Raw genomic sequence first — 24,905 nt, forward strand, 5'->3', positions numbered from 1 at the left:
CGTGCAGCTGTCAAGCGGCTACCCGTATATGCCGCCGATGAGGTAGGCGATGCAGGTTTCAAACGTTTTCTGCGAGACCGACCAGATGCTTCCCGCGGCGAATACCGCTTTGGTTCCAGACGCGTGGCTGTACAAAAACGAACCCGCATAGTGCGTGACGTTCTCGTTTGTAGGATGGACGAGCAGTATCGGCTTTTTGAGCGTGGAAACCGTAGAGGCATCGATGCTCGAAGTTCCCGAAGCGATAACCACCGCATCGAGTGAAATGCCCTCGAGCACCGCTTGCTCCGCTATTAGAAACGCCGTCTCGAACCGATCTGCGCCCGCGCAGGTAACGTACCAATCCCGTTTTGCCGGCTGACTCGACAAGGCTGCCGGCTTGACGAGCGTTGCCGCCTCCTGGGCTACGCGCAGCGAGATCGCGTTGTCGTCGCCGAGTACGATGAGCTCGTCGAATGCACCCGATCCGAGGATCGCCTTGACGGGGGTGGGCAAGGCAGTGCGGGTTGCAAGCAGAATGGGGTGGTGCGCAGAGGCGGAAAGCGACGACGCGGCGAGCGCATCGGGGAAGTTCTCTCCAGTTGCCAAGATGGCCGTCTTCTTCCCGCCTGGGTTTTTCCACGTATGGTCCGAAGCGTATCCCGCACGTTCGTACCCTTCGGGATTGGTCCAGCTCATCCCGTGGGATTCGGCATACTCGTATACGAGGGCGGACGTGTGGTAACGATCGTCTCCCGCAAGGCGCTCGATCGTTTGGACACAGCCGAGCGCGCGGATTGCTGCTTCGACTCCGCTTGAAACCGAGGGCGTTCCGCCGACGATGATTGCGGTTCGTATGCCGAGCGATACGAGGGCTTCCGATGTGGCCGTAGGAAGATAGTCGGGTGCGGTGGGAATGATCGGGACGTCCAGCAGTCCGGCAAGTCCCGAGGCGGAAAGCGCGTCGGGGAAGTGCCGATCGGCGCCGCTCACGATGATGGCCGTATCCACCGAGCCGAACCCGTATTGCGCGATCAGGCGTGCCGTATCGTAGCGATCCACGCCGTCGAAACGCAACGAGGTCAAGCCACTTACGGCGAAGAACGCATCGACTTTTCCCGAGCCCGAGATTACATCCCATCCCGGCTCGCCGACATCGGCTGTCGAGCGGCGCAAGAGCTCTCGCGTCTCCTGCGCGCTAAGCTCGGGGTTCTCCGAAAGAATGAGCGCTGCGACGCCGGCAACGATGGGCGATGAAAGCGACGTTCCCTGGTAGTGGCCGAACTCGCCGTTCCACGGAACGAGTATATCGACGCCGGGTGCCGCGATTTCGACGCCTGCACCGTAGTTGGAGAACGGTGCGAGCTGATCGTCTTGCGTAAGGGAAGACACCGAGATGACGTTTTGGTATTCAGCGGGATAGAACCCTGCGGAGGATGCATTGTTGCCTGCTGCTGCAACGAACACCATCCCTTCCGCCGTCAGCCGATCGATCATCCTTTCATGCGAAGGGCTCCCAAGAAACGCGCCCGAGAACGACATGTTCACCACCCGCACCCCAAGCGTTGCTCCCTCTGCGGCAAGGAAGTCGTATGCGGCGAGCTGGTTTGCGGTGGGGATGAGGCCTTTGCCGGTTTTCGGATCCTTGTAGCCGGCTTTGATGCCGAGGATGGTCGCGCCGTCCGATATGCCGTGAACGAACTCGCCTCCGCTTGCGTATTCCCCGGAAATCACGGCTGAAACAGCTGTTCCGTGACCGTGGTCGTCAGGACACGAGCCCACGCTCTTCGTGAGCGTATCGAAGCTGTGGGCGCCATCGATTACGCCGGAAGAAAACACCGGGTTTTCGACGTCGATACCGGTGTCGATTACGGCAACCGTGACGGAAGCGCGCGGTTCGAGTATCTCCCACGCTTCGGGCGCGTGCACGCCTGCAACCCAATGCGCGTACGTGCTGCTTGCCGGCTCGAACGATGCGGCTGGCGAAATCGTTTCCGCTTCGTCGATGGTGATATAGCTGTTCATTTCCACTGAAAGTACGCGCGCATCGCTTTCGAGTAGGGACGCCGCTTCGGCAACGGATGTCTCGGAGGATAACCGTACCGTGATCGACAATCCGTCTTCGAGATTGCCCGTTATGCCGAGAAGCTCCGAATCGATCAAGGGGGCGATGATGCTCCTCACTTCGCCGTCGGCGATTCCGGGGATCGTCCATACCATAAGCTCTTGGGCGAAGTACCCGTCGCCATAGAACGGTACCGTATCGGCGCTGAGCATTCGTATGCCCGAATCGACGTATGCATCGACTGCCGTGCTTGCCGTATGGGCGTCGAGATCGACTTCGGGGAAGTACTCTTGATAATAGGCTGCATCGCGCAAGGGCGGGGTGCCCGAGGCGGTCGGAGGTTCTCCGTGCTCCTCGGCGCTCCACGCAACGGGGGGCAGCATGAGGGCCACCAGTGCAAACGTTAACAGAGAAGCGAGAAGCCTCGCAGAGTTGTTCCGTGCCATATGCTGCTCCTTTCAAACGTCGTATTCGGCTGCGTACGAGCGGACTCTGGTTTGTGAAAGAACTTATATTTTTTATATAAATCCTATTGACATACTAACATTCTTATGAATGACCTATGCTCGTAAATCATAGGAAGATACTGGACAATTAAGTCCAAATGTCTTGAAACCATACCTCGCAAAGCGTAGATGGCTTGCGCAGCCAATAAACTCAGGCTAATGCCCGAATGCAGCGTACCTGTATGCAGCGCCGCTTTCTCTGCATTGCAGCAGCTTTCGAGCGCAGGTTTTGATGGATCGCCGCCACCTCGTGTGCGCGCGCGACTGAGGCGGCGTGTCGCGTGGGTGCGCGAAGCTCAACGTGTGTATGATTCTCTATTCAGAAATGATCGGGATTTGGTGGAGGCGGAGTGGGGTATGTGTGAGTCGCTATACTTCCTTAGTGCGCGCACGTACAATAAGCGCAGATCAGCAAGTGTACTCAGTTTGCATGACACGCACGTTTTTCCCGAACTTTGAAAATCAGTAGTTTTCAGGATAGGCGAATCGGAGCTTTCGGGGCACTATACGTCTCGTGCTCGACCACACGTCGGGCGAACCGCTTACAATATGGCAGCGCGAATGCGGCTGCGAGACGAAAGAGTGTTTGGAGGCACAGCAAATGAAAATTCTCGGCATGGGTGTTCCCGAGCTCCTTATTATCCTGGCAGTCGTGTTGCTCATCTTCGGGCCGAAGCACCTCCCTAAACTCGGTGCGGCAGTCGGTTCGACGGTGAAGAACCTTCGCGAAGGCCTCGGCGGCGACAAGAAGATAGAAGACGCTTCCGATGAAATCATCGAGATGGAAGAAGACGAGGAAATCGAAGAAGAGGCCCCCGTCAAGAAAACCGTCAAGACCACGACCGCCAAGAAAGTCGCAACGAAGAAAGCAGCAGTTGTCGACTAGCTTTTGAAAACCCTCCTCATGGTTGGCCCCGCACCCTCGCGGGGTGATATCAGCCGATGCGCCCGCACTGCATCCCTTCCCTCCCTCAGTGCCGGCGCATCGGTTTCTTTTTTCTACTGATGCAATTGAATAACACCCTAACCTGCGTACGTAAGGGCTCATGCGCATACCAGACGAAATCCAATTTTTAAAAATGGCAGTTTATAAAGATACGGCGTTCATAGCGTACTCCTAATCACTGCGTTTACGGATTGGGTTTTATCAAGACGACTCTCTTTCGCTAGAGAAGATAGTCTATTTCGACCCCTTGTCGGAATGCACCGTACGCGTTTCAGAAGAAGCTTCATGCCGTCTCGGTAGCCTCCACGTTCAGAACAGTGATCGTTCTGTTGCCGGGCGAATCTGCGCGGTGCAGGATCAGGGTGGCGGCGCGCTGCTGCGAGCAGCTCGCGCCCGACGCCGCGGGACTTTTCCGTTCTCAGCGAGAGAATGCTGCGCGTCAAGCGGAAGGTTTCACAGCGGAAAAGCCGCTCAAAAGCCCAAAAATCGCCGTCGTGAAGCGTTCGGCGGGCTTAAAAGCACCAACGAGGTGCGCAAGCGGAAGGCCATCGCATGCACCGAGAAACCGACGAACCGGTGAGCAGGGGTTATCGTTTCCGAGAAATTTGCCTGTATCGGTAATTCGTTACAGGGCACTTCACAGCGGCAATTATTGGGCTTTTGGGGGCTCCCGCCTCGGACAGGGACCTCCTCCTGTGTTCGGCCGCGCGCGCCGTCATACGGCTTTTCCGCCGTGGGGACTCGCTTTTGTGAAGGGCTCCGCAGGCCGCATGGGTTCGCACCGCTTCTGCATGCTTCGAAACGCTGTCAAAACGCAAACGCCTCTTTCACGGATAAGGCTAAGCGGCTCGCTCTTCTTTACAATCGGGAAAACGAAAGGTGCCCGGCGCAAAAGGAGATGAGCGTATGGAATCGCTGTGGACTGAGAGCGTACAGGATCGTACGATAGCGTATCCGCGTTTAGAGGGCGATACGAGAGTGCAGGTCCTCATCGTTGGCGGCGGGCTGGCAGGTATTCTCTGCGCGCGTTTGCTCACCGATGCGGGACTCGAATGCCTCGTGGTCGAACAGGGTCGTATCGGAAGAGGAGCCACAGGGCTCACGACGGCGAAGGTGACGCTGCAACACGGTCTCGAATACGCCGATATGATCGAGCGCATCGGACTCGAACGGACCCGATTGTACCAGTATGCGCAGCAAGACGCTCTTTTGCAGATGCAAGCGATGGCCGATGCCGTTTCGTGCGATCACGAATACCGAAGCGCATATGTATACAGCACGCAGGGTCGTGCGGTGCTCGAACGCGAGGCGGCCGCGTACGAGGCGCTCGATATGCCCTACCACCTGCTCGACGACGCTCCGCTACCCTTCGAGCACGCATGCGCTCTCGGTGTTCCCGAGCAGAGCCAGTTCAACCCGCTCAAGTTTCTGTGGGGCCTCACACCCGGTCTCGCCGTATGCGAGCACACGAAGGTCATCGGTGTAGACGGCAACCGCGCGTTCACGGACGACGGTGCGACGATCACCGCCGATCATATCGTTTTAGCAACTCGCTATCCGCTCGTGAACATCCCCGGATGGTACTTCATCAAGCTCAACCAATACCGATCCTACATCCTCGCGCTCAAGCAGGCGTTTCCGATTGACGGCATGTTCATCGGTGCCCAAAGCGGGAGCTTCTCTTTCCGCACGTACAAAGACTACCTGCTCGTAGGCGGGGGCGGACATAAAACGGGCGAAGCGGGCGGCCAGTACCGAAAGCTCCGCGAATTCGTGCAAGCTGTGTGCCCTCGGGCCACCGAAGAAGGCGCGTGGGCAACGCAGGATTGCATGAGCCTCGACGGAGCGCCCTACGCCGGCATTCATCGAAACAGCGCGCCGGAGCTTTTGGTAGCGAGCGGGTTCAGCAAATGGGGGATGACGAGCGCCATGCTCGCGGCGATTGTGCTGCGCGACCTGCTCGTTGACGGGCAAAGCCCCTATGACGAGGTCGTCTCCCCGCGGCGCAAGAAGCCGCTCGGCGAGGTGGCGCGCAGGGGTCTGGCCTCGGCGAAAGGCATGCTGCGCCCGACTACGAAGCGGTGCTCCCATATGGGATGCGGCCTTACGCACAACGATGCGGAAGGCTCATGGGATTGCTCGTGTCACGGGTCGCGGTTCGACGATAACGGAACCGTGCTCGACAACCCCGCGCTCAAAGACATATCAGTGAGCTAAGGAGCTTGTTTCTGCAGGCAGCGGCGGCGGCAACGGAGTGCAGCGACAACGGCTTCCAGACATCGGTGGGCTAGGTCGCGTTTGCGCTTTAAGGCGGCGGCAACGGAGTGTAACGACAACGGCTCCCAGACGAACCGATGCCAGCGTTCGGGGCCTCGCTCGGTGCAATGGCTCTTCGCGAAGGCGCGTGCCCCTGTGCTCCTCGGCGGCGCGCAACGGAAAAAGCCGCCGCAAGCGTTGCGACGGCTTTTCGCACTGCGTGTTCGGCTTTCGTTGCCTAGCCCCTCACGGTCTTCGCTGCTTCTTCGCCCGCGATAAGCCCCGAGCCGACCGCGAAGCCGTTCGCCGATCCAGCGGCGTAGTACGGGGAGGTGAACAGATCCGCATCGGCACCCGCAACGTAGAGCCCTTGAACAACCTTGTTGTCGGCATCGACCGCCTGGCAGCGGGCGTTGCACTTGATGCCGCCAAGCGAAAGCCATCCTGCGGGCATCGATTCGACGATGTAGAAGGGCCCTTCCTCGATGGGAGTGAGGTACTTCGCGTCCTTGAAGAACAGTTCGTCTGCTCCCGTGGCGCAGTATTCGTTGTACTGCGCAACCGTCTGCTCGAGGTTCGAAAGCCCGAAGTGCTCGCCGAGTTCGGCCAAGGTATCGGCCTTGAACGCCCATCCCTCGTCGACGGCCTTGTCGAACTGTTCTCGGATGTCGGTTGCCACGACGTCGGCGAACATGCCTTTCATGCGCTCGTCGCCTAAGAAGGTCGGCAACGGTTCGGTCTCCCAGCGCTTCATGAACGCCTCGTCGCAGACGGCGTAGTAGTACGATTCGCGCACGAGCGGCTCGCAGCAGAACATCGTCTTCTCGCACATGACGCCCTCGTTGACGAAGCGGTCGCCTTCGCCGTCGAGCAGGATGCCGCCGAACACGGGCAGGCGCATGGCTTCGTTGGTGCCCGATGTGGGACGGAAGGAGTAGGTGGGGGAAGCCTTCGTGTTCGCTCCGCCGTACTCGTTCATCGAGATGCTGAAGCATTTGCCGATCTGCGCGCCTGCATCCATGGCCATGGTGATGCCGGCCCCAGTATTGAGGATGTTTCCCATATTGACGATTTTCGCACCGGCGAAATGCTTTGCGGTCTCCTCTTCGCTGCCGAGGAAGCCGCCGGTTGCGAGAACGACGGCTTTCGCTTTGATGTCGATGACGTCTTTACCCGAAATGCACTGCAGGCCGGTGACGGTTCCGTTCTCGACGATGAGGCTTTCTGCCGCGGTGTTGAACAGGCATTCTACGCCTGCGTCGTCGACGATTTTCGTGAAGTACGCGGCGCGCTCTTCGCCGGCAACGCCGTAGACGCATCCGCCGCGCACCATCATCGGGTCGGCCGAGGTGCTGTTCGTGAAATCGACGTTGAACGGCATGCCGGCATCGACGAACACGTCGACGGCTTTGCCCGACGCTTCGATGATTGCGCGAAGCGCCTTATTATTGGATTGGTAGTTCGTTCCCGTGTTTACGTACGCCATGAACTCTTCGATGGTCAGCGGCTCGGGACTCGGCTCCTGTAGCTTCGAGCCAACGGCGAACGCTGCCGAGGTGCGCGTATTGGTGGTGCCGTCCATCGATGCAGCGGCATCGACGGCGATGACCGTGCACCCGTTGCTCGCGGCGCCGTATGCGGCGAGCAGGCCTGCCGCACCGAGTCCGGCAACCACCACGTCGGCTTCTTTGGTTTGGGTTGCCTCCTTCAGCGCGGGTTCTTCGGCTTTCGCCTCCGTCGTCGGGGCTTCGGCGCCGGGGCTGCATGCGGCAAGCACTCCTGCGCCCATGATCCCCGCTGCGGCCACGCTTGAGCCGAGGAGGAAATTCCTCCGTGTCAATTCTTTCATGATTTTCTCCCTTCCTGGAAAACCTGTTCACGGATAAGGTCCGTGTGCTTACGAAGCTACGCTGCGCAAGGTTTGAGCGAATCAGACGTAAAATCTGATTTGTCTCGTGACATCATCGTTACAATCGTATTCTCGGGTGATCGAGGCAGATATGCTGTCGGAGACGGAAGGAGACCCGGTGGCCGAGGGAGGGAACAGCGAGACGAGCGGCAGCGCACGATGGCTCGTTGCGGCAACGATCGGTTTGGCGCTTTGCATTGCCAGTACCGAGTACGAACGGTATACGGCGCTGTGGGTGTTCGAGACGCGCAGCCCAGCAGAGCTTGCATCCATCGTCGTCTTCATTGCCGCGGTGCTTGCGGTTTTGATCAATCGAACGCTTGCAACGCCGAGGCGCTTCTACCGCAGCAAGCCGTTGCTCGTTGCTCTTGCCGCAGTTCAAACGGCGGGACTCGCGGGGCGCTGCGCCCAAGCTTTAGGCGTGCAGCTTTCCGAGCCGCTCGGTATTGCCGTGTCGGTTGCCATGCACTGCGCAAGCATTCTGTTCGTCCTGTATGCAGAGTTCTTTCTCGACGTGGGCGTTCGCAAAGCGGTGAGCGCATTCGCATTCGGCATCGCCGGGGCGGGAATCATGCAGATAGCGGTGCTCGCATTCGATTTTTCGGTTGCGGTGGGTATCTTGTTTTTCTTCGCTCCCGTATCGGTGGGGTTGCTCATGTGGTCCGATAGCCGCTACCTCGACAGCGCGCGCGAGGCCGAGCGGGAGGACATTGCAGCCGAAGTGCGCGACAGCGAGGGGTTCGCGCGCGATTATCCGTTCTGGGAGTACTGCATCAGCATCGCGCTGCTCGAAGTGCTGCTTATTGCGCTTCACAGCACGGTGATCATGACGCAGGACAGCGGGGGAGCATCGTTTACCATCCAGGTGACATCGGGTATCGGCACGGTTATTGCCGGAGCGGTGTTTTACGCGCTGCTTCGCTACCTGCAAGAGACGGAGTTTCTCGAACTGCTGCGCATTCTCGCGCTGCCGCTTGTGCTTGTGGCGCTCTACATTTCGGCGCAGTTCGGGGCGGCGGGCGTTCCTTTGTACCTCGTGCCGCTTGCCGTGGCGTATTCGATTCTGCTCCTGTTCGTGTGGACCGTCCCGAGGAATTACCGCAAGGGCAACGCGCCGTTCGTGTTCACCTGCATTGCGTACTTCTCGTACCGCGCGGGATGGGCGCTCGGCGTATACGGGATCATGATTCTTCCCGAGCGCTGCGGCGGGTTGCTCGAGACGGGCATCATCCTTGCCGCCTTCACCGTTTTGCTGATATCGAGCGCCGTGAGGCTTCTCCAGTACCGACGCAACAGCGCCCGTCGGCTCGACAAGGCGAAGGAAGCATCGGAGCTTCAAGCGAACACCGACATCGCGTTTTCCGAAGCTTGCTCGCGCGTGGCGAAACGCTACCAGCTCACGCCGCGCGAGGGCGAGGTGCTCGTGCTTTTGGCGCGGGGACGCAACGCGCGCCATATCGCCGAAGCGCTCGTAATTTCCGATGGGACGGCGCGCACCCACATCATGCATATCTATCAGAAGATGGAGATAAGCTCGCAGCAGGTTCTCATGGATATCGTCGATGAGGAACTCATGCGTGTGATGGAAGAGCGCTGATCGCCAATCGTGGAGCCGTTGTCGGTTTGCCGTCGATGAGCCTGATGGGGCGCATCTCCTGCTATCATTGATGCGACGGAAACTTAAGGCGGCAGGAGGAATGCGATGGGAGCAGCGGTGCAGACAACCGGAAACCTCTCCTTGCGCCGCATTCTCGGGTTCGCTTGCAATCAGGGCTTCGTATTCTATCTGTTCTACATGGGCTCGAACCGCGCGTACACGATCGGATCGTACAATTTCGAGCGGGCCGAGCTGTTCGGCACCTTGCTGTTCATGGTCATAGGCTTCATCGTTTTGAGGCTCGTGTCGCCGAAAACCCGCGCATTGCTGTTTTCCAAGCCGATGTTTCTCGTGTATGCATGCATGGGCGTACTCGGCTCGTTCATACCGTTGTTTCTCGGCTCGCCTTCTGCGTACTGGATTCCCATCGAAGGGGCGCTTATCGGGTTGCCGTGCGCGTTGTTGCTTGCTGCATGGGGGCGCACGTTCGGCGAAACGTCGACCAAGATATCGGCGCCCGAGGTGTTCGTGGGATCGGCCGTGGGCGCACTCGTCGGGCTCATCGTATCATTGATTCCGTTCGATGGGAGCGCTTTCGTGCTCCATCTGCTGCCGTTCGGAAGCGCTGCGGCGCTCATGACTGTTTCCATTTCAGCTTCCGCACCGGCTGCGATCGCACCGGCTTCCGACGCAACGGGCGACACGGCTATGCTCTCGCTCAAGATCATCGCGGGCACGGCTCTGTTCGGCATGGCCGCCGGCTTCATGGAAACATTCAATACCGATCCCGGGTCTGCGGCGATGGCATCGTATCCGGTCAGTTTGCTGTTGTTCGGGGCGTTTGCGCTCGGAACGCTTTCGCTCTTGCGGTCCGACGGGTTTGGGCGCGGCGCTGCGCTCAACAAAGCGTACCGCCTGGCGCTGTTCATCATGATGACGGGCTACCTGCTTATCCCCGTGCCGCAATTCTCCGAATCCCTCATGCCGGGCGAAGCGGTGGTCCTTGCGGGGCACCTGGGGCTCACGGCGGTGCTCATCTCGCTGTTTTTGGTTTTGGCTAAGCTCACGGGCACCGATGCGACCCTGTCGTTCTCACGCGGTTTCGCGGCGCTGTTCGGCGGAGAGCTTGTGGGCGTTGCCGTTGCAAACGTGTTCGACTACGCGCAACCCGGCTACGTGACGCCGTATTCGGTGGTCGTGTTCGCGGGTATACTCGTGCTGTTCTCCTATGTGTTTCTGTTCACCGAACGCGATTTCGCGAACCTTTCCGAAATCGTGACGAGCACCGATTCCCTGGAAGATGCGTGCACGGCGATCGCGAAGGAATACGGTCTTTCCGAGCGCGAGGGCGAGATACTCCCGTTTGCACTCAGGGGGCGTACGAGCGAGCGCATATCCCAGGAGCTGCATATCTCCAAAAGCACGGTCGACACGCACCTGCGTCGCATCTACGCGAAAGCGGGCGTGCACAGCCGCCAGGAACTCATCGATCTGAGCGAAGGGAAGCGGTGCTAAGGTTATACTGAACCATGCGCATCATTGATGCACGGCCGTAACTTGGGCGGCGGCATGATGCGAACATCTACCCGCATCCTTGCAAAGGAGATCAGTATGGAAATAGGTGCACAACTCGAATGGACGCTCGTATCCGAATGCCCGATTCCCAACGATGTGCAAAGCTTGCTCATTCAAGGGGAAGATCCGATCGCCGCCTATAAAACCTTTCGTGATTCGGCGATTTTCACAACCAGACGCTTGATCGTTCGCGATGCGCAGGGGCTTACGGGTAAGAAGGTCGAAATCTATTCGCTGCCGTGGAAATCGGTGGACATGTGGTCGTCAGAGAGTGCTGGTCACATCGACATCAACACGGAGATGGAGTTCTGGACGCGTGCCGGTCACGTTAAGGTGAATCTGAAAAAGGGAATCGATATCAGAAAGCTCGATGCCATCATTTCGTCCTGCGTGTTGAACGCGTAAAGGGCGAGTGCAGAGAGTCGCCTTGCTTGCTTACCGAGAGTCGTTCTGCTTCCTTAGCTCGAAGAACAGGCCAGTCGCGTTGTGCGGCTGGCCTGCGTGTTTATGGTGCCCCCGATAGGATTCGAACCTACGGCACTCGGTTTAGGAAACCGATGCTCTATCCCCTGAGCTACGGAGGCGTGGTGCGTTTCGTATTCTACCATTACCCTCGCGTTGCGGGAAGCTGGCTTGTGATGTCCATATGCAGAATCGGCGCAGATAAGCGGACGAGCAGATGCGCAAGCAAATAAGCTGCCGCTTGGAGGTTGTTCCGAGGAAGCGAGACTGTTTGACCGCATACAGTGGGCGATAGCGAGCACCGTCGGGCGGAAAAAACGGTTTCGAATAACAGATTTTTTCGACTTGTGCATCCGAAAGGGTAGGCTGAGGGCTGTTGCGGGCTGCGCTCTGTAAGCTGGTATTTTGCCATCTGGGAAAACGCAGCGCGAGCTATCCATGTGATAGTCGATGATGCAAAACGACGGCAACCGCAAACGTACATTCGTGCACAAGTCGCAAAAATCTGGCTGTGTTAGACCACTGTTGACAAGAACACTTGTACCAAAAAGGCTCTCCAACTATACTGAAAGTTATCAGACGACCAGTAAGGAGAAGAGCCTATGCTTGAGATTCTACACCAACTTTTGCCCCAGCTAACCCGCGCTGAGAAAATCGAGATGCTCGCCCACCTAAAAGAAGCCATTGCCGAAGAGCTGATCGTTAGCTCTGAAGGCAACGGACCTTCCGTTTGTCCGCACTGCGGCTGTGCGCGCTTCACCAAGAAGGGCCATGGCCGCTCAAGAGAACAACGATGGCTTTGCGGCGGCTGTGCGCGGACCTTTTCCGGTGCGACCAAAGGACTGCTGGCAAACTCGAAGCTCAGCGGAGGGGCGTGGATGAGCTTTGCCGCATGCATGGTGGATGCATTGAGTCTTCGGGAGTCTGCCAAGCGTTGCAATACCTGCCTTTCCACCGCCTGGTTCATGCGCCACCGCCTTTGTGAGGTGATGGCGAAAAGACTCATGCCTTTTCGTGTCGGGAAAGGGTCAGCCTGCCAGATCGATGAAACCATAGTCAATGAGAATCTCTCGGGGAACTGGACCAGATCAGGGTCTGTTTCGCTACCGAGAAAACCCCATAAGCGGGGGAACGCCATACATGTTTCGGGGTCGTCCAGGGAAAGGATCAGCATCTTAACCGGCATCAGTGACCGGGGAGACTGCTTCTGCGAGGTGTGCTGTCGGGGCAAATCGAGCATCGAAGATATCGAGGCGCTCCTAAAGGGCAAGGTCGAAAAAGGGGCCATCGTATCAAGTGACTGGGATGCAGCTTACCCCAAAGCCTTGGCATCGATCGGTGCGGGGCATAGGCGTTATTGCACATCATCGGGTAAGGGGTATAAGATCAACATGGTCAATGCTCTCCATTCACGCTTGAGGGATTTCCTATTCCCGTTCAAAGGTGTTTCCACAAGGCGCCTTAAACATTACCTTGACTGGTTTTGCTACGTTGAGCAATTCAGGAAAAGCGATGCTGACCGTCGTGAGGTGCTGTACTCAAATGCCATAAGCGGAACATACGAGACGACCAGAAGGAACTATCCTTCAACTCCGTTTCCCTTCGGAGAGTACTGGAATATGTCAACAGTGGTCTAACACAGCCAAAAATCTGTTACAACGGGCGTGATTTTTCGCTTTGGGACGTGGTCGGTTCGCCGCATTGGCTCGACCGCTGCACTGCGGGCGTTCGTATGCTCTGGGAAACCGAGCTACCGTTTGAGGGGGGTTCCAATGCAGGTCGAAGAAAAGCCCTGTGAAGACGTAGCTAAATAACGAACCGGACCGCAGCGAGGGCGGTCCGGTTCAAGTCGGATGCAGAATATTCGCTTGGGGCTACGTCGTCTGCTGCTGTTGCTGCTGGTTGCCGTCGCCTTCCGGCGGGTCGGGCGTCGGCGTCTTTTCCTTGAATGTCACGTTGATCGTGACGTTGCTGGTTACGGTGATAGTGAACGTTCCGCCGTTCGGTTGCACGTCTTGACCCAACCCGGTTACGGAGGCCACCTCGTAGCCGCTGTCCGGAGTGATTTTGATCGTTGCGGTGCTACCCTCTTCGACCGAGGAAGCCGATGTTGTAATCGTGCCGCCTCCGTTCGAATTGACCGAGACGGAATAGGTGGCGGTTTTCTTGCCCGTGCTGATGGTGAGGTTGACGGTCGTGCCCTTCGCTACGCTCGAACCCTGGCTCGGGTTCTGGCTGATGACCAAGCCGGCTTCTACCGAGTCGCTCGTAGACTCGCTTGTGGTCACCACGAGGCCTGCACCCTCAAGCGTAGCTTTCGCATCGCCTTCGCTGTAGCCGCGCACATCGGGAACTTCGACGTTGCCTTTGCCGAGCGAGACGACGTAGGTGACGGTGCTGCCCTTTGCCAGCTTGCCGCCCGCTTCGGGATCTTGGCTGATGATGTGGTCCTTCTCGATATCATCGCTGTTTGCGGGCGTTCCTGCTCTTCCCTCAAGGCCCGCTTCCTTCAGCAACTTTTCTGCTTGATCGCGGGTCTTGTTCTTGAGGTCGGGTACCGTCACTTCCTCGGCTCCCTTGGAAACGAGCAGGTTGACGGTCGATCCCTTCTCGCGTTTGTCGCCCGCTTTTGGATCGGTGCCCACAACGTAGCCGGCTTCAACGGAGTCGTCGAACACCTCGGTCGTTTTGCCTACTTTGAAACCTTCGTCCTCGAGAATCTGCGTTGCTTCCTCGACCGTTTTGTCCTTCACGTCGGGGATAGGTTCGCCCGAAGCGAACATGCCCGAACACGCGAACACTCCGATGGCGATGACGGCGAGGGCGGCTACGATGGCCACCACGATGCCGATTGTTTTCTTGTTGTTCTTCGTCTTGGTCGTATCCGAGGCGCGGTAGTTCGATTGCGTGTTGACGGGCTTCACGCCGCCGTTTGCCGCCGGAGGCATGACGGCGGTTCCGTCGGCCATGGCGGCAGCACCCATTCCACCTGCGGCCATGCCTCCGAGCACGGCGGTTTCAGCGGCACCGAAGCCACCGCCGCCAAGCGCTACGGGTCGGCCGGCCAAATAGTCGTTCAAGGCCTGCTTCATATCGTTTGCGGTGGCGAAGCGCTCAAGCGGGTTTTTCGCGAGCGCCTTCATGATGATGGCTTCGAGCGTAGGATCGATGTCGGGGTTGATCTCGCGCGGCGGCGCGGGAAGATCGTTCACCTGCTTCATGGCGACGCTGACCGCATCGGGACCGTCGAAGGGAAGCCGACCGGTTGCCGCTTCGTATAGCACGATGCCGAGCGAGTAGATGTCGCTTGCGTAGGTGAGCTCCTTGCCCTGGGCCTGCTCGGGCGAGATGTAATGCGCGGTTCCGAGCACCGAAGAGGTTTGGGTCTTCACGGAGTTCTTCGCGCGGGCGATGCCGAAATCCATGACCTTCACGTTGCCGTCGGGCTGGACCATGATGTTCTGCGGTTTGATGTCGCGGTGGATGATGTCGAGCTTGTGGGCGACACTCAGGGCTTGACACACCTGCGAGCCGATTTCGGCAACCTTGCGTTGGTTGATGGCTCCGCGCTCGTTGATGGCGGTTTTGAGGTCGCTTCCGCGCACGTACTCCATGACGATGTAATACGTATCGTCGTCATGGCCCCAGTCGTACACGTTCACGATGTAAGGGCTTTGGAGGTTCGCGGCTGCGGCCGCTTCCTGTTTGAAGCGCTGGGTAAAGCTCGGATCGGCTGCATACTGGGGCAGCATGATCTTCACGGCAACGAGTCGACCAAGCACGTTGTCCTGAGCGCGGTACACTTCGGCCATCCCCCCGATGCCGATGCGCTCCGTAATCTGGTAGCGGTTGTTGAAAACCTTGCCTATCATGGTTCCGGTCACGTTTTTGCTCCTCTTGGTCCACATGCGTTTGGCGGTTCGTCATACGAGTGCCAACAGCATACCGTATTTACAAAAGGCCTTGCACTTCCAAAGCCGTTCTTAACACATTTTGCGCTTTCTGAGCTGCGTCTCGCTCAGAGCTTTCCTCGATCACGATCGCTACGACAACGCGCGGGTTGTCGGCGGGCGCGAACCCGATGAACCAGCTGTCGTCGAGCGCCTTGCCGGTTTCCGCCGTACCCGTTTTACCGGCTACGTCGATGCCCGAAATCGCCGCCGCCGTGCCCGTGCCGCTCTTCACGACATCGACCATGACGTCGGTTACGCGGTTTGCGATCTCTTTCGAAATCGGCCGACCGTATTCCTTCGGCGAGGCGGTGAAGCTCTTCTCGCCGTTGGCGTTGTAGACGCTGTCGACCAAATACGGCGTCTGGATCGTGCCGTCGTTGGCGATCGCGCTTGCCACCATAGCCATCTGCAAGGCGGTGGCTTGCGGGCCGGGCTGGCTTTCCTGGGGCGCATCGCCTCCGGCAACCGGCTGGCCGTCTGCCGCCCACGCCGTCTCCCATTCCGACATCTCGTTCGGATCGGCCATGATCGACTCAACAAGCGGCAAATCGAACGAGACGAGGTTGTTAAAGCCGTATTCTTCGGCGGCCGCCACGAGCCGATCCGCACCGATCTCGACGCCGACCTGCCCGAAGACCACGTTCGAAGACACTTCGGTCGCGCGGGCGAGCGTAATGTCGCCGTAGTCGATGTCGCCAAAGTTCGATACCTTCGCACCGCCGATGTCCATGCTCGAAGGCGAACTGTACACGCTGTCCTCGGTCGCTACGCCGCCGGCGAGCGCTGTTGCGAGCGTGAGCACCTTGAACGTGGAGCCGGGCGCGTAGAGCGCTTGGGTGGCGCGGTTGATGAGCGCGCTCGAATCCGATGTTGCGGCCTGTTCGAGCACCGTTTCGACATCGGCGGCATCGTAGGTGGGGGCGGAAGCCATGCCGAGCACGGCGCCCGTTTCGGGATCGAGCACCACGACGGCGCCCGCATTCCCGCCGAGCGCGTCTTGCGCCGCCTGCTGGATCTTCGAGTTGAGGGTGAGCTTCACGTCGTTGCCAGGGGTGTTGATACCGCTTGCAGCGTTGATAACGTCGGTGAGGGTGGCGAAGTTCTGCTGGCCTTTGAGCGTCGAATTGTACGCCGCCTCGATGCCGCTTGTGCCGTACTGTTGCGAATAGTACCCGACGACGTGGCTTGCGAGCGTTCCGGCGGGGTATACGCGCTCGTAGGTACCGTTCTCGTTCTTTACGCTCTGCGCGAGCACGGTGCCGTCGTACGTGGAGATGGTTCCGCGCTCGGTTTGGGCTTCGCGCGCCATCGTGTGGTTGTTGCCAGGCAGGTTTTTGTAGTAATCGGCTTGCACGACCATGATGAACGTGAGGCTGGCCACGAGCAGCGCGAACATGACGGCGAAGATGCGCATGACGTTCGTAAGGCGCTTGCCGAGCGATACGCGACCGAGCACGCCGTTGGGGTTGATTGCGGCGGTACCCGTTTTCATCTCGGTGCCGACGCCCGTGCCCTCATCGCCGCAGCGCAGCAAAAGTCCCACGATGATGAAGCCCGCAAGAAGCGATGAGCCGCCTTGGCTCACGAAGGGCAAAGTGATGCCGGTAAGCGGAATGAGGCGCGTGATGCCGCCGACGATGATGAACGCCTGCAGCACGATGATGGCGGTGCCGCCGACGGCGATGAACGAGCTCACGTCGGATTTCGCGCGGGCCGCCGTCACGATGCCGCGGATGGCGAAACACAGGTACAAAAGCAGCATGCCCGCAGCGCCGAGCAGACCGGTTTCTTCGGAGATCGCCGTGAAGATGAAGTCGCTTTCGACGACAGGCAGCCGCCCGAACCCGTCGAGACCGCCCGCCATGCCGCGCCCGATTCCCACGCCGAACAGATCGCCGTCGGCCATCGAGTAGATGGATTGGACGATCTGGAAGCCCTTGCCGCTCGGATCGGCGAATGGATCGAGCCAGATGTCCACGCGATCCTGCACGTGGCCGAACAGCGACCACGCGGCCACGGCGCCGATGGCTATCATGATGCCGCCGACGACGAGGTAGAACTTCTTGCCGGTGGCCACGTAGAGCATGATGAGGAAGATGAAGAAGAACACGAGCGCGCTGCCGAGATCCTTTTCGAACACGACGATGAGCAACGCGACCACCCACATGAGGATCATGGGCAGAAGCGTGCGGATGTCGGGCAGGTTGAACGGCCCCACGCGCCAGGTGAACACCGAGAGCATTTCGCGGTTCTGGGCGAGGTAGCCCGCCAAGAACAGCACGATTACGATTTTCGCGATTTCGCCTGGCTGAAACGAAAAGACGCCGCCGATGTTCAGCCAGATACGACTGCCGTAGATCTCCTGGCCGAGGCCGGGGATGAGCGGGGAGAGCAGCAGCGCGAAACCGACGATCATGAACGTGTACTTGTAGTTCGCGATCTTGTCGAGGTTTTTCGAGAACGCGAGTACGAGCACCATGCATACGACGCCGAGGAACAGCCACATGACCTGGTTTGTCGCCATGTTCGTCGAATCCGAGTACGGCGCGATGCGCGTGACGAAGGCAATGCCGATGCCCGACAGGGCAAACACGATGGGCAGGATGGCTGGATCGGCCCCTGGAGCAAACTTGCGCACGGCCAGATGGGCGATGACGAACGCCGCGAAGATGCCTACGGGAACTCCGAGCGTGTTCATGTTGAGCGCTTGGCCCTGGTTGACGGCGATCATGGCGAACATGAGCACCACGATGGGCGCGGCAACGCATAAGAGGATGAGTTCTATGGTGCGTCTCGTCATCGGGTGGCCGCGCCTTCGTCGTTGGCACTCGAGCCGTCGGATGTGCCCGAACCGGATGCGCCAGCCGAACCCGAGCTACCGGCTGCGCCCGAGCTGGATCTTCCCTCTGTGCCGTCGGTAGCGCTCGAGCTTCCCTCGGCATCGCTGCCGGCGGGCGTTGCAGCTTTTTCCTTGATTTCCGCCTCGTACTCTTCTACGAGCGCGTTAGCCGCATCGAGATTGTCGACGCGGATGCTGTCGTTCAGGCGGTTTGCCACGCCCGGTTGCAGATCGGACACCGAAACATCGGTTGTGTGATCGAGTTCGTTAAACTGGATGCCGAACAAGCTTCCGGGAATGCCGCGGTACACCGCCACCTTGCCGTTGTCGTTGGCAAGGTAGGCGACCGTATTCGCATAGGAGCGGAATCCGAAGAAGGCTCCCGCTACCACAAGCACCAGCAAAAGCAAGGTTACTACCATCGAGATCTTGACCTTGCGCGCGGATTTCTTCTGCCGCATTTCTGCATGTCCTGTAACATCGACGACGATAGTGGTGGTGTTATCGTAGCCGCCTGCGGCGTTCGCTTCGCTGACGAGCGTGCTCGCGCACCGTTGTGGATCCTTGACGCGCATGAGAATTTCTTTAATCGTATCGTCTTGCAGCATGGTGGTGAGGCCATCTGAGCAGATGAGCAACCGATCGCCCGCTTCGACGTTCAGCTCGTAAAGATCGGCCGCCATGTGCGGATCGCTTCCGAGGGCGCGGGTTATGACCGATCGGTTCGGGTGGTAGCGCGCCTCTTCGGCGGTCAGCTGCCCCGCTTCGATCATGTCGGCCATGAGGCTGTGATCGCGCGTGAGCTGCTGGAGATTCGCGTTGTGGAGCAGGTATGCGCGCGAATCTCCCACCTGGGCGAGCACGAGCCGTTCGCCTTCGAGGATCGCGGCGGTCATCGTGCAGCCCATGCCTTCGCGCCCGATACCTTCCTGTACGCCGCGGATCACGGCGCGGTTCGCTTCGACAACCGCGAACCCGAGCGCTTCGCTGTCGGCGTGATCGGGGGCGTATTCGGCGAGCGTATTCACGGCGATTTCGGAGGCTACTTCGCCTGCTGCGTGTCCGCCCATGCCGTCGGCTACGGCGAACAGGGGCGGCGTGACCACGAGGCTGTCTTCGTTGTGATCGCGCACGCACCCGATATCGGTACGGCTGCCGAAGGTGGGTGTCGAGCTGGATCGCGCCATTACGCGTACCTCACCTTGATCGCCACGTCACCTACGTTGACCACATCGTTGTTGCGCAACGCCGTCGGCTCGGTGATAGGCTGGCCGTTTACCGCTGTGCCGTTCGTGGATCCGAGGTCTTCGATGAACAGATTCTGGCCCATGAGGGTGAAGCGCGCGTGGCGACCGGAAACGTAGCCCGCACCGATCACGATGTCAGAGCCGGGGTTGCGTCCTACGATAACCGGGCCGTGCACCGCGATCTGGATGCCGCGCAGTTCCTTCGGACCGCGCTCGACCGAGATGCTCCAGCTCTTCTCCTTTTTACGCTGACCGCGCACAAGCCCGATTCCCGTCCGCATGATGGCGAACAGGAACAGATAGAGCAGGGCCACGAACAGAAGACGCCCGATCAGCAATGCAACATCAATCACAAGAATATCCTTATGTCCAGCTGTCCTAAACGGTTTAGCACGGCATGCGGCTTGCTACGATGCCGAAAACGCGAAGTTCGTCATGCCGATGGTTATGCGATCGCCGCCGCGGAGGGGCTGCGAGGTAATTTCGATGCCGTTGACATAGGTGCCGTTCGTTGAGCCGAGATCGGTGAGCACCCAGACGCCTTGCGGCTCGAAACGGAGCTCGGCATGGGTGCGGCTTGCGTTGATGTCGTCGACCACAATGTCGCTTTTGCGATCGCGCCCGAGCACGAGGCGCGCCGTTGCGAGGTCGTAGGCGCGGTTGTCGCCTAAGTTGACAAGGCGCGCGCGCACGGCACCGACGCTCGGGACCGGTGCGGCGTTTCCGCCCCCGGCTGCAAACACGACGGTGTCGGGGGCACCCATCGGGGCTGCCTGTCGGGCAGCGTGTCCTGCGTGCGCTCCTGCTGCCGCGCCGCCGACGGCCGCAGCTCCTACCGCGGCTCCGGCGATGCCCGCGTTCATGCCCGCGTGCTCGTCGAACGGGGCGGAGGCGACGGCGTGGCGGTCTTCGTATGCGCCGAATCGGTTGTGCCCGTCGTCAGCGTATCTGTAATCGGGCTGGCCACAGGCGGCATACCCGTCGTTGGCGTAGCCTTCCTGGCCGGCTTCGCCATAGCCGTCCGCCGCATATTCGCCGGCCCCATAACCGCTGTCTGCGTACCCGTTGTCTTCGTAGCCGTCGAACCCGCCGTTTTGACTGACAGGACGAGCGGCTACGCCGTTTTCGCGGTAGTCGTCGAAGTCTTGGCTGTCGAAGGTGTACTCGCCGTAATCGACCGAGTAATCGATCTCATCTTCGGGGACGTAGGGCAACGGCGGCTTGTTTTCGGGTTGGTCGTAAGCGTTGCCGTACTGCTGCTGATCATAGGCTGCCGGTGCCGCCTGAGCGTACGGGTCGAGCCCGCGGCCGGGTGCGTACGGGTCGGCGGCTTGCGGTGGGGCGCCGTAGGCGGGAGCCGGCTGGGCATAGCCTCCTGCTGCACCCGCTGGTTGGCCGAAGCCCCCCGCTGCACCCGCGCCAGCCCCGCGTGCGGGAGCGCCGCCGAGTCCGTAGCGCTGCATTTCTTCGGCGCGCAGCTGCGAAATGATGGGGGCGGCAACCGGTTCGGCGATGATGTCGAACTTACCGTGCTTGAGCTCGTCGTCCACGATGAAGCGCACGAGTGGCTGACCGTCCATGACGAGGCCTTCGTTTGCGGCTTTCGCGGCGAGGTAGGTTTCGGTTTCGCCGGCGAGCGTGGGGTAGTACCCGAACAGGCGCTGATCGTCATCCGGGTTCACGAGCACCGTGTACAGGGTCGGCGCATACTGCTTGCCTGCACCGACCATCTTTTCGCGGCGCATCATCTTCTCTGCTTTTTTCGCTATCTGCACGGGAGAGATAGGCGCGTCGAACATCTTATCGGCTGCGCCTTCGAAGGCATCTTCCATGCGGCCCTCGAATTTTGAGAAAAAGCCCATCGTTCCTCACTTACTGACCAGTGCGTTTCGGGTTCGGTTTCATGTCGATACAAGGAACTTCCATCTTGCCATAAACGCGAGCTGAGTGCGCATACTTTACGCAATCGTCATTTTTATGAAGAAGGGTTGGTTCGCACGTTCATTCGCATTCGGGACCATCCCACTTGCCTTTGCGGCAGTCGTTCGCATCTGCCTGCATCCGAGTTCGGAGTGCGTTCGAATGCCCTATGCATGATGAGATACCGCGTCGTGTGCGGAAAGCGAGTTGTCCGCTGTTAGAGGATTCTCCTCTTTTTGCACAGTTTCTCGCGTTGTGTTGCGCTCGGAACCCTGATGTTGCAGAACGGCCACCGCCCAGCGCGGACTCACGGGATGTTTTAGCAGATGGCTCGTAAAGAATACCCTAATCGAAAGGAGCGCAGATCGTTAAAACGCAACACAACGCGAGAAAGTGTGCAGACTGGGGCCGTTCCTCCACCGAGCCTGTACTGATGCGGCCTCGCATGGCGCCCGATGGCGATCCGAAGCTAGCGTTCCGAACGGGCGCATGTCGATTCTGATATAACGGCGGTACGAGCCGATTGGCCAGAACAGGGCCCTCCCGCGTGCAAAGCCTGCCGATGTCCGCCACGCCGCCGCATTCTGTAAGAATACGCTTTGGGCGCTGTTCTCGGCGGATAGCCAAAATAAACCTCTCGGGTTTACGCGAATTCAGGGTCAGACCGCATTTTGACCGACGGGGCCAATAGCCAAACCAACTGCTTCCATACTACCGTGAACCAACGGACGGCCAGCGGAACTCGCGCGAAGCCGGCCGATCCCTATGCCGGTTGTATTGACTGTAAGAAAAGGAGGGAGCCATGGAAGACATGAAGGCGAAACCCGCCGTTCCTCTTCCGACGCTCGGCGAGACCAACGATCTGGGGAAACCGTGGAAGTGGGAAGAGAACGGCTGCACCGTTGTCCGCAGTGCGCCGTGGTCGCCGCCAGGGTGCCATCCGGTCGGATGCGGCGTCAAGCTGTATGTGGACGACGAGGGCAAGCTGGTCAAAGTCGAGGGAGACGAGAACCAGCAGATCACGCAGGGCCGCCTGTGCGTGCGCTGCTTGACGCTCAAGGATTTCGTGTACAATCCGAGTCGCATCACCTATCCCATGAAGCGCGACCCGAAGCATCGAGGCCAGGCGGATAAATGGGAGCGCTGCACGTGGGAAGAGGCACTCGACATCATCGAAGACAACTATCGGCGCATCACGGCGGAGTATGGATGTGAAAGCGTCGTCTTCTTCGTGGGTACCGGACGCGAGGGCGGCACGCTCGGCCCGTACGGCACCTATATGCTGAGATCGCCCAACATGTGCTATACGCAGTCGGGATACGCTTGCTACGTGCCGCGTATGGCGGCTGCGGCGTACAACTTGGGAAGCCCGTATCCGGAAATCGACTATGCGGGCGGTTTGCCGGGGCGCTACGAAGATCCGGCGTTCGTGAATCCCGAATGCATCATGATTTGGGGAAAAGCTCCGCTTGCCTCGAACCCTGACGGTTTCTTCGGCCATGCGGTCATCGACATGATGCGCCGCGGTGCGCGTCTCATCATCGTGGACCCCCGCATCACCTGGCTCTCATCGCGCGCCGATTACCATCTCGCGCTGCGCGCCGGTACCGATACTGCGCTTGCCATGGCCATGCTCGACACCATCATCGAAGAAGATCTGTACGATCGCGCGTTCGTTGAGTACTGGTGCTACGGTTTCGACCAGTTGGCGGAGCGGGTAGCCGATATGCCTGCCGAGAAGGCGGGAGAGATCTGCGGCATCGATTCCGAGTATATCAAGGAAGCTGCACGCATGTATGCCAATGCCAAGCCGGCATCGCTGCAATGGGGTCTCGCGTTCGATCAGAAGGCGAACGGCATGCAGCTTTCGCATGCTGCGATCTGCCTCATGGCCATTACCGGAAACATCGACGTGCCGGGCGGCCAGATCCTCGGCAACGCGAGCTCGGGGCAGAACGAGACGGGCTTCGGGTTCGAAGAGGCGCTCGGCCAGGAGCTCATCAGCAAGATGATCGGCCTTAAAGAATACCCAGCCTACGCCAACACCATTCTCGACGCTCACGCGGATCTGACGTTGCAAGCGATGGAGACGGGCGAGCCGTATCCCATCAAGATGGGCTTCTTCGCGGGCAACAACCTCATGTCCTGCACGTCCGCCGAACCGAAGCGCTGGCATGACGCCCTGTGCAAGACGCTTGAATTCTGCTTCACGCTCGAGTGCTTCATGACGCCTTCGGCGCAGGCGGTATGCGACGTGTTTTTGCCGCTTGCAACGGCTGCCGAGGAAGACGGCGTCGACTTCGCGCACTACGGCGCAACTCCGGTGGGCACCGGTTTCATGAACAAGGCGCTTACGGTGGGCGAATGCAAAACCGATATGGAAACGTGCATGATCGTGGGCAAGCGGCTCAATCCCCAGCTCTGGGAGAATTACCACGACGTATACGATTTCATCGACGATTTGCGTCTGCACAACAACCACCACTTCAAAGACGTGTGCAAGGAAGTGTACGTGCAGAAGGATGTCGAATACTACAAATACGAAACGGGGCATCTCCGCAAAGACGGCCAGCCGGGCTTCAATACGCCGACAGGGCGCGTCGAACTTTGGTCGACCATGTTCGCCCAGTTCGGAGACGATCCGCTGCCGTATTACGAGGAACCGCAGTACAGTCCGCTCAACACCCCCGAGCTGCTTGAGGAGTATCCGTTCGTGCTCACAACGGGAGCGCGCGCCTATGCGTTCTTCCATTCGGAAAACCGCCAGATTCCCTTCTGCCGCGAGCTCAACCCCGATCCGCTCGTGGAGATCCATCCGAAGACGGCGGCGAGGCTCGGTATCGCGCACGGCCAGTGGTGCGAGGTGTGGAACCAATTCGGGTCGGCAAAGCTTAAGGCGAACGTGACCATAGCTGTCGACGAGAACACCATCCACGCGCAGCATGGCTGGTGGTTCCCCGAGGACGATCCGAACGAGCCCAACTTGTACGGGACGTTCCGCTCGAACATCAACAATCTCGTTCCCAACTTCCATTTCGGAAAGCTCGGATTCGGTGCTCCGTTCAAATGCCTGCTATGCAACATCAAGCCCATTTCCGAAAACTACGATACCGATATGCAGCTGATCTGGGAAACATTCAAGAGGGAGGATCAGTAATGGATGCGACGTACGGACTCCTGATCGATTACGAATACTGCACGGGCTGCCAGTCGTGCGAGGTGGCATGCAAGGAAGAACATAACTACCCGGTTGGGCAGTGGGGCATCCGCGTACACGACGACGGCCCCTGGGAGATCGAGGAGCACATGGTCAACTGGAACAAGCTTCCGTTTCCAACCGACCTGTGCGACCTGTGCGCCGAACGTACTGCGGTAGGCCGCGAACCTACGTGCGTGCACCATTGCCTGGCGAACGTCATGTACTACGGCACCGTCGCCGAGCTCGCACCGAAGTTGGCCGAGAAATCCAAGCAGGTGCTGTTCGTGCCCCAATTCAAGCCGATCGAGGCGCGCGGTGCGTTCGTTCCGGAAAACAAGCTTTCTGGGAAGGTGCATCATGCAGCCGCTATCGAAGTGACGGAGAACGAGCATTTCACGACGAGCAGCCAGCGAAGCGACAGCCGAACCGATGTAGGCATCGATTAGACCGTA

Annotated in this window: 15 protein-coding genes and 1 tRNA gene; 8 read left to right on the plus strand and 8 right to left on the minus strand. The window is 59.3% G+C overall.

Features of this window, described 5'->3' with window-relative positions; translation table 11 throughout:
• Positions 1-18 precede the first annotated feature (18 nt).
• Positions 19-2,490: a S8 family serine peptidase gene (locus FJE54_RS05000; protein ID WP_139651620.1), complete on the minus strand. Its 2,472-nt coding sequence runs from the start codon at positions 2,488-2,490 to the stop codon at positions 19-21.
• A gap of 661 nt (positions 2,491-3,151) precedes the next feature.
• Between FJE54_RS05000 and FJE54_RS05005 the strand changes: the two genes are divergently transcribed.
• Together FJE54_RS05005 and FJE54_RS05010 are read left to right on the plus strand one after the other, a co-directional pair.
• On the plus strand, positions 3,152-3,436 hold the full coding sequence (locus FJE54_RS05005; protein WP_139651621.1) for a twin-arginine translocase TatA/TatE family subunit: 285 nt from the start codon (positions 3,152-3,154) through the stop codon (positions 3,434-3,436).
• Positions 3,437-4,402: 966 nt separating this feature from the next.
• Positions 4,403-5,713, plus strand: coding sequence for an FAD-dependent oxidoreductase (locus tag FJE54_RS05010; protein WP_139651622.1), 1,311 nt, complete (start codon positions 4,403-4,405; stop codon positions 5,711-5,713).
• A gap of 277 nt (positions 5,714-5,990) precedes the next feature.
• Here FJE54_RS05010 and FJE54_RS05015 read toward each other — a convergent pair whose 3' ends face one another.
• Complete coding sequence (locus tag FJE54_RS05015) at positions 5,991-7,601, minus strand: FAD-dependent oxidoreductase (RefSeq protein WP_139651623.1); 1,611 nt, start codon at positions 7,599-7,601, stop codon at positions 5,991-5,993.
• Positions 7,602-7,779: 178 nt separating this feature from the next.
• Here FJE54_RS05015 and FJE54_RS05020 point away from each other — a divergent pair, with 178 nt between their 5' ends.
• The 3 genes from FJE54_RS05020 (at position 7,780) to FJE54_RS05030 (ending at position 11,238) form a co-directional block, all read left to right on the plus strand.
• Positions 7,780-9,258 carry a helix-turn-helix transcriptional regulator gene (locus tag FJE54_RS05020; protein ID WP_180326574.1) on the plus strand — a complete coding sequence of 493 codons (1,479 nt, stop codon included), beginning with the start codon at positions 7,780-7,782 and terminating at the stop codon, positions 9,256-9,258.
• A gap of 105 nt (positions 9,259-9,363) precedes the next feature.
• Positions 9,364-10,773: a helix-turn-helix transcriptional regulator gene (locus tag FJE54_RS05025; RefSeq protein ID WP_139651625.1), complete on the plus strand. Its 1,410-nt coding sequence runs from the start codon at positions 9,364-9,366 to the stop codon at positions 10,771-10,773.
• A 96-nt stretch (positions 10,774-10,869) separates the two neighbouring features.
• Positions 10,870-11,238: a PH domain-containing protein gene (locus FJE54_RS05030; protein ID WP_139651626.1), complete on the plus strand. Its 369-nt coding sequence runs from the start codon at positions 10,870-10,872 to the stop codon at positions 11,236-11,238.
• Positions 11,239-11,341: 103 nt separating this feature from the next.
• Here FJE54_RS05030 and FJE54_RS05035 read toward each other — a convergent pair.
• A tRNA-Arg gene (locus FJE54_RS05035) sits at positions 11,342-11,417 on the minus strand.
• A 480-nt stretch (positions 11,418-11,897) separates the two neighbouring features.
• Here FJE54_RS05035 and FJE54_RS05040 point away from each other — a divergent pair.
• Entirely contained in the window at positions 11,898-12,932 is a 1,035-nt protein-coding gene (locus FJE54_RS05040; protein WP_139650786.1) for an IS1595 family transposase, read from the plus strand.
• Positions 12,933-13,169: 237 nt separating this feature from the next.
• On the opposite strand, the gene pknB is transcribed toward FJE54_RS05040, so the two are convergent.
• The 5 genes from pknB to FJE54_RS05065 form a co-directional block, all read right to left on the minus strand.
• On the minus strand, positions 13,170-15,167 hold the full coding sequence (gene pknB, locus FJE54_RS05045) for a Stk1 family PASTA domain-containing Ser/Thr kinase (protein WP_139652226.1): 1,998 nt from the start codon (positions 15,165-15,167) through the stop codon (positions 13,170-13,172).
• Between the two features lie 79 nt (positions 15,168-15,246).
• Positions 15,247-18,048, minus strand: coding sequence for an FtsW/RodA/SpoVE family cell cycle protein (locus tag FJE54_RS05050; RefSeq protein ID WP_139651627.1), 2,802 nt, complete (start codon positions 18,046-18,048; stop codon positions 15,247-15,249).
• The gene (locus tag FJE54_RS05055) at positions 18,045-19,274 is read right to left on the minus strand and encodes a Stp1/IreP family PP2C-type Ser/Thr phosphatase (RefSeq protein ID WP_139651628.1); all 1,230 of its coding nucleotides are present in this window, start codon (positions 19,272-19,274) and stop codon (positions 18,045-18,047) included. The genes FJE54_RS05050 and FJE54_RS05055 overlap by 4 nt, the downstream gene beginning before the upstream one ends.
• Positions 19,274-19,687, minus strand: coding sequence for an FHA domain-containing protein (locus FJE54_RS05060; RefSeq protein ID WP_139651629.1), 414 nt, complete (start codon positions 19,685-19,687; stop codon positions 19,274-19,276). Before FJE54_RS05060 ends, FJE54_RS05055 begins: the two co-directional genes overlap by 1 nt.
• 54 nt (positions 19,688-19,741) lie before the next feature.
• Positions 19,742-21,196: an FHA domain-containing protein gene (locus tag FJE54_RS05065; RefSeq protein WP_139651630.1), complete on the minus strand. Its 1,455-nt coding sequence runs from the start codon at positions 21,194-21,196 to the stop codon at positions 19,742-19,744.
• 860 nt (positions 21,197-22,056) lie between these two features.
• On the opposite strand from FJE54_RS05065, the gene FJE54_RS05070 reads away from it, so the two are divergent.
• Both FJE54_RS05070 and FJE54_RS05075 read left to right on the plus strand, forming a co-directional pair.
• Positions 22,057-24,411 carry a molybdopterin-dependent oxidoreductase gene (locus FJE54_RS05070; RefSeq protein ID WP_218971894.1) on the plus strand — a complete coding sequence of 785 codons (2,355 nt, stop codon included), beginning with the start codon at positions 22,057-22,059 and terminating at the stop codon, positions 24,409-24,411.
• Positions 24,411-24,899, plus strand: a complete 489-nt coding sequence (locus FJE54_RS05075) for an oxidoreductase (protein WP_139651631.1) — start codon at positions 24,411-24,413, stop codon at positions 24,897-24,899. The genes FJE54_RS05070 and FJE54_RS05075 overlap by 1 nt, the downstream gene beginning before the upstream one ends.
• The last annotated feature ends 6 nt before the right edge of the window (positions 24,900-24,905 follow it).

Origin of the sequence: Raoultibacter phocaeensis (assembly GCF_901411515.1) — a bacterium.
Lineage (GTDB): Bacteria > Actinomycetota > Coriobacteriia > Coriobacteriales > Eggerthellaceae > Raoultibacter > Raoultibacter phocaeensis.

Coding starts and splice junctions, on each gene's coding strand:
- FJE54_RS05000 (WP_139651620.1), bottom strand. CDS start 2,490: ATGGCACGGAACAACTCTGCGAGGCTTCTCGCTTCTCTGTTAACGTTT.
- FJE54_RS05005 (WP_139651621.1), top strand. CDS start 3,152: ATGAAAATTCTCGGCATGGGTGTTCCCGAGCTCCTTATTATCCTGGCA.
- FJE54_RS05010 (WP_139651622.1), top strand. CDS start 4,403: ATGGAATCGCTGTGGACTGAGAGCGTACAGGATCGTACGATAGCGTAT.
- FJE54_RS05015 (WP_139651623.1), bottom strand. CDS start 7,601: ATGAAAGAATTGACACGGAGGAATTTCCTCCTCGGCTCAAGCGTGGCC.
- FJE54_RS05025 (WP_139651625.1), top strand. CDS start 9,364: ATGGGAGCAGCGGTGCAGACAACCGGAAACCTCTCCTTGCGCCGCATT.
- FJE54_RS05030 (WP_139651626.1), top strand. CDS start 10,870: ATGGAAATAGGTGCACAACTCGAATGGACGCTCGTATCCGAATGCCCG.
- FJE54_RS05040 (WP_139650786.1), top strand. CDS start 11,898: ATGCTTGAGATTCTACACCAACTTTTGCCCCAGCTAACCCGCGCTGAG.
- pknB (WP_139652226.1), bottom strand. CDS start 15,167: ATGATAGGCAAGGTTTTCAACAACCGCTACCAGATTACGGAGCGCATC.
- FJE54_RS05050 (WP_139651627.1), bottom strand. CDS start 18,048: ATGACGAGACGCACCATAGAACTCATCCTCTTATGCGTTGCCGCGCCC.
- FJE54_RS05055 (WP_139651628.1), bottom strand. CDS start 19,274: ATGGCGCGATCCAGCTCGACACCCACCTTCGGCAGCCGTACCGATATC.
- FJE54_RS05065 (WP_139651630.1), bottom strand. CDS start 21,196: ATGGGCTTTTTCTCAAAATTCGAGGGCCGCATGGAAGATGCCTTCGAA.
- FJE54_RS05070 (WP_218971894.1), top strand. CDS start 22,057: ATGGAAGACATGAAGGCGAAACCCGCCGTTCCTCTTCCGACGCTCGGC.
- FJE54_RS05075 (WP_139651631.1), top strand. CDS start 24,411: ATGGATGCGACGTACGGACTCCTGATCGATTACGAATACTGCACGGGC.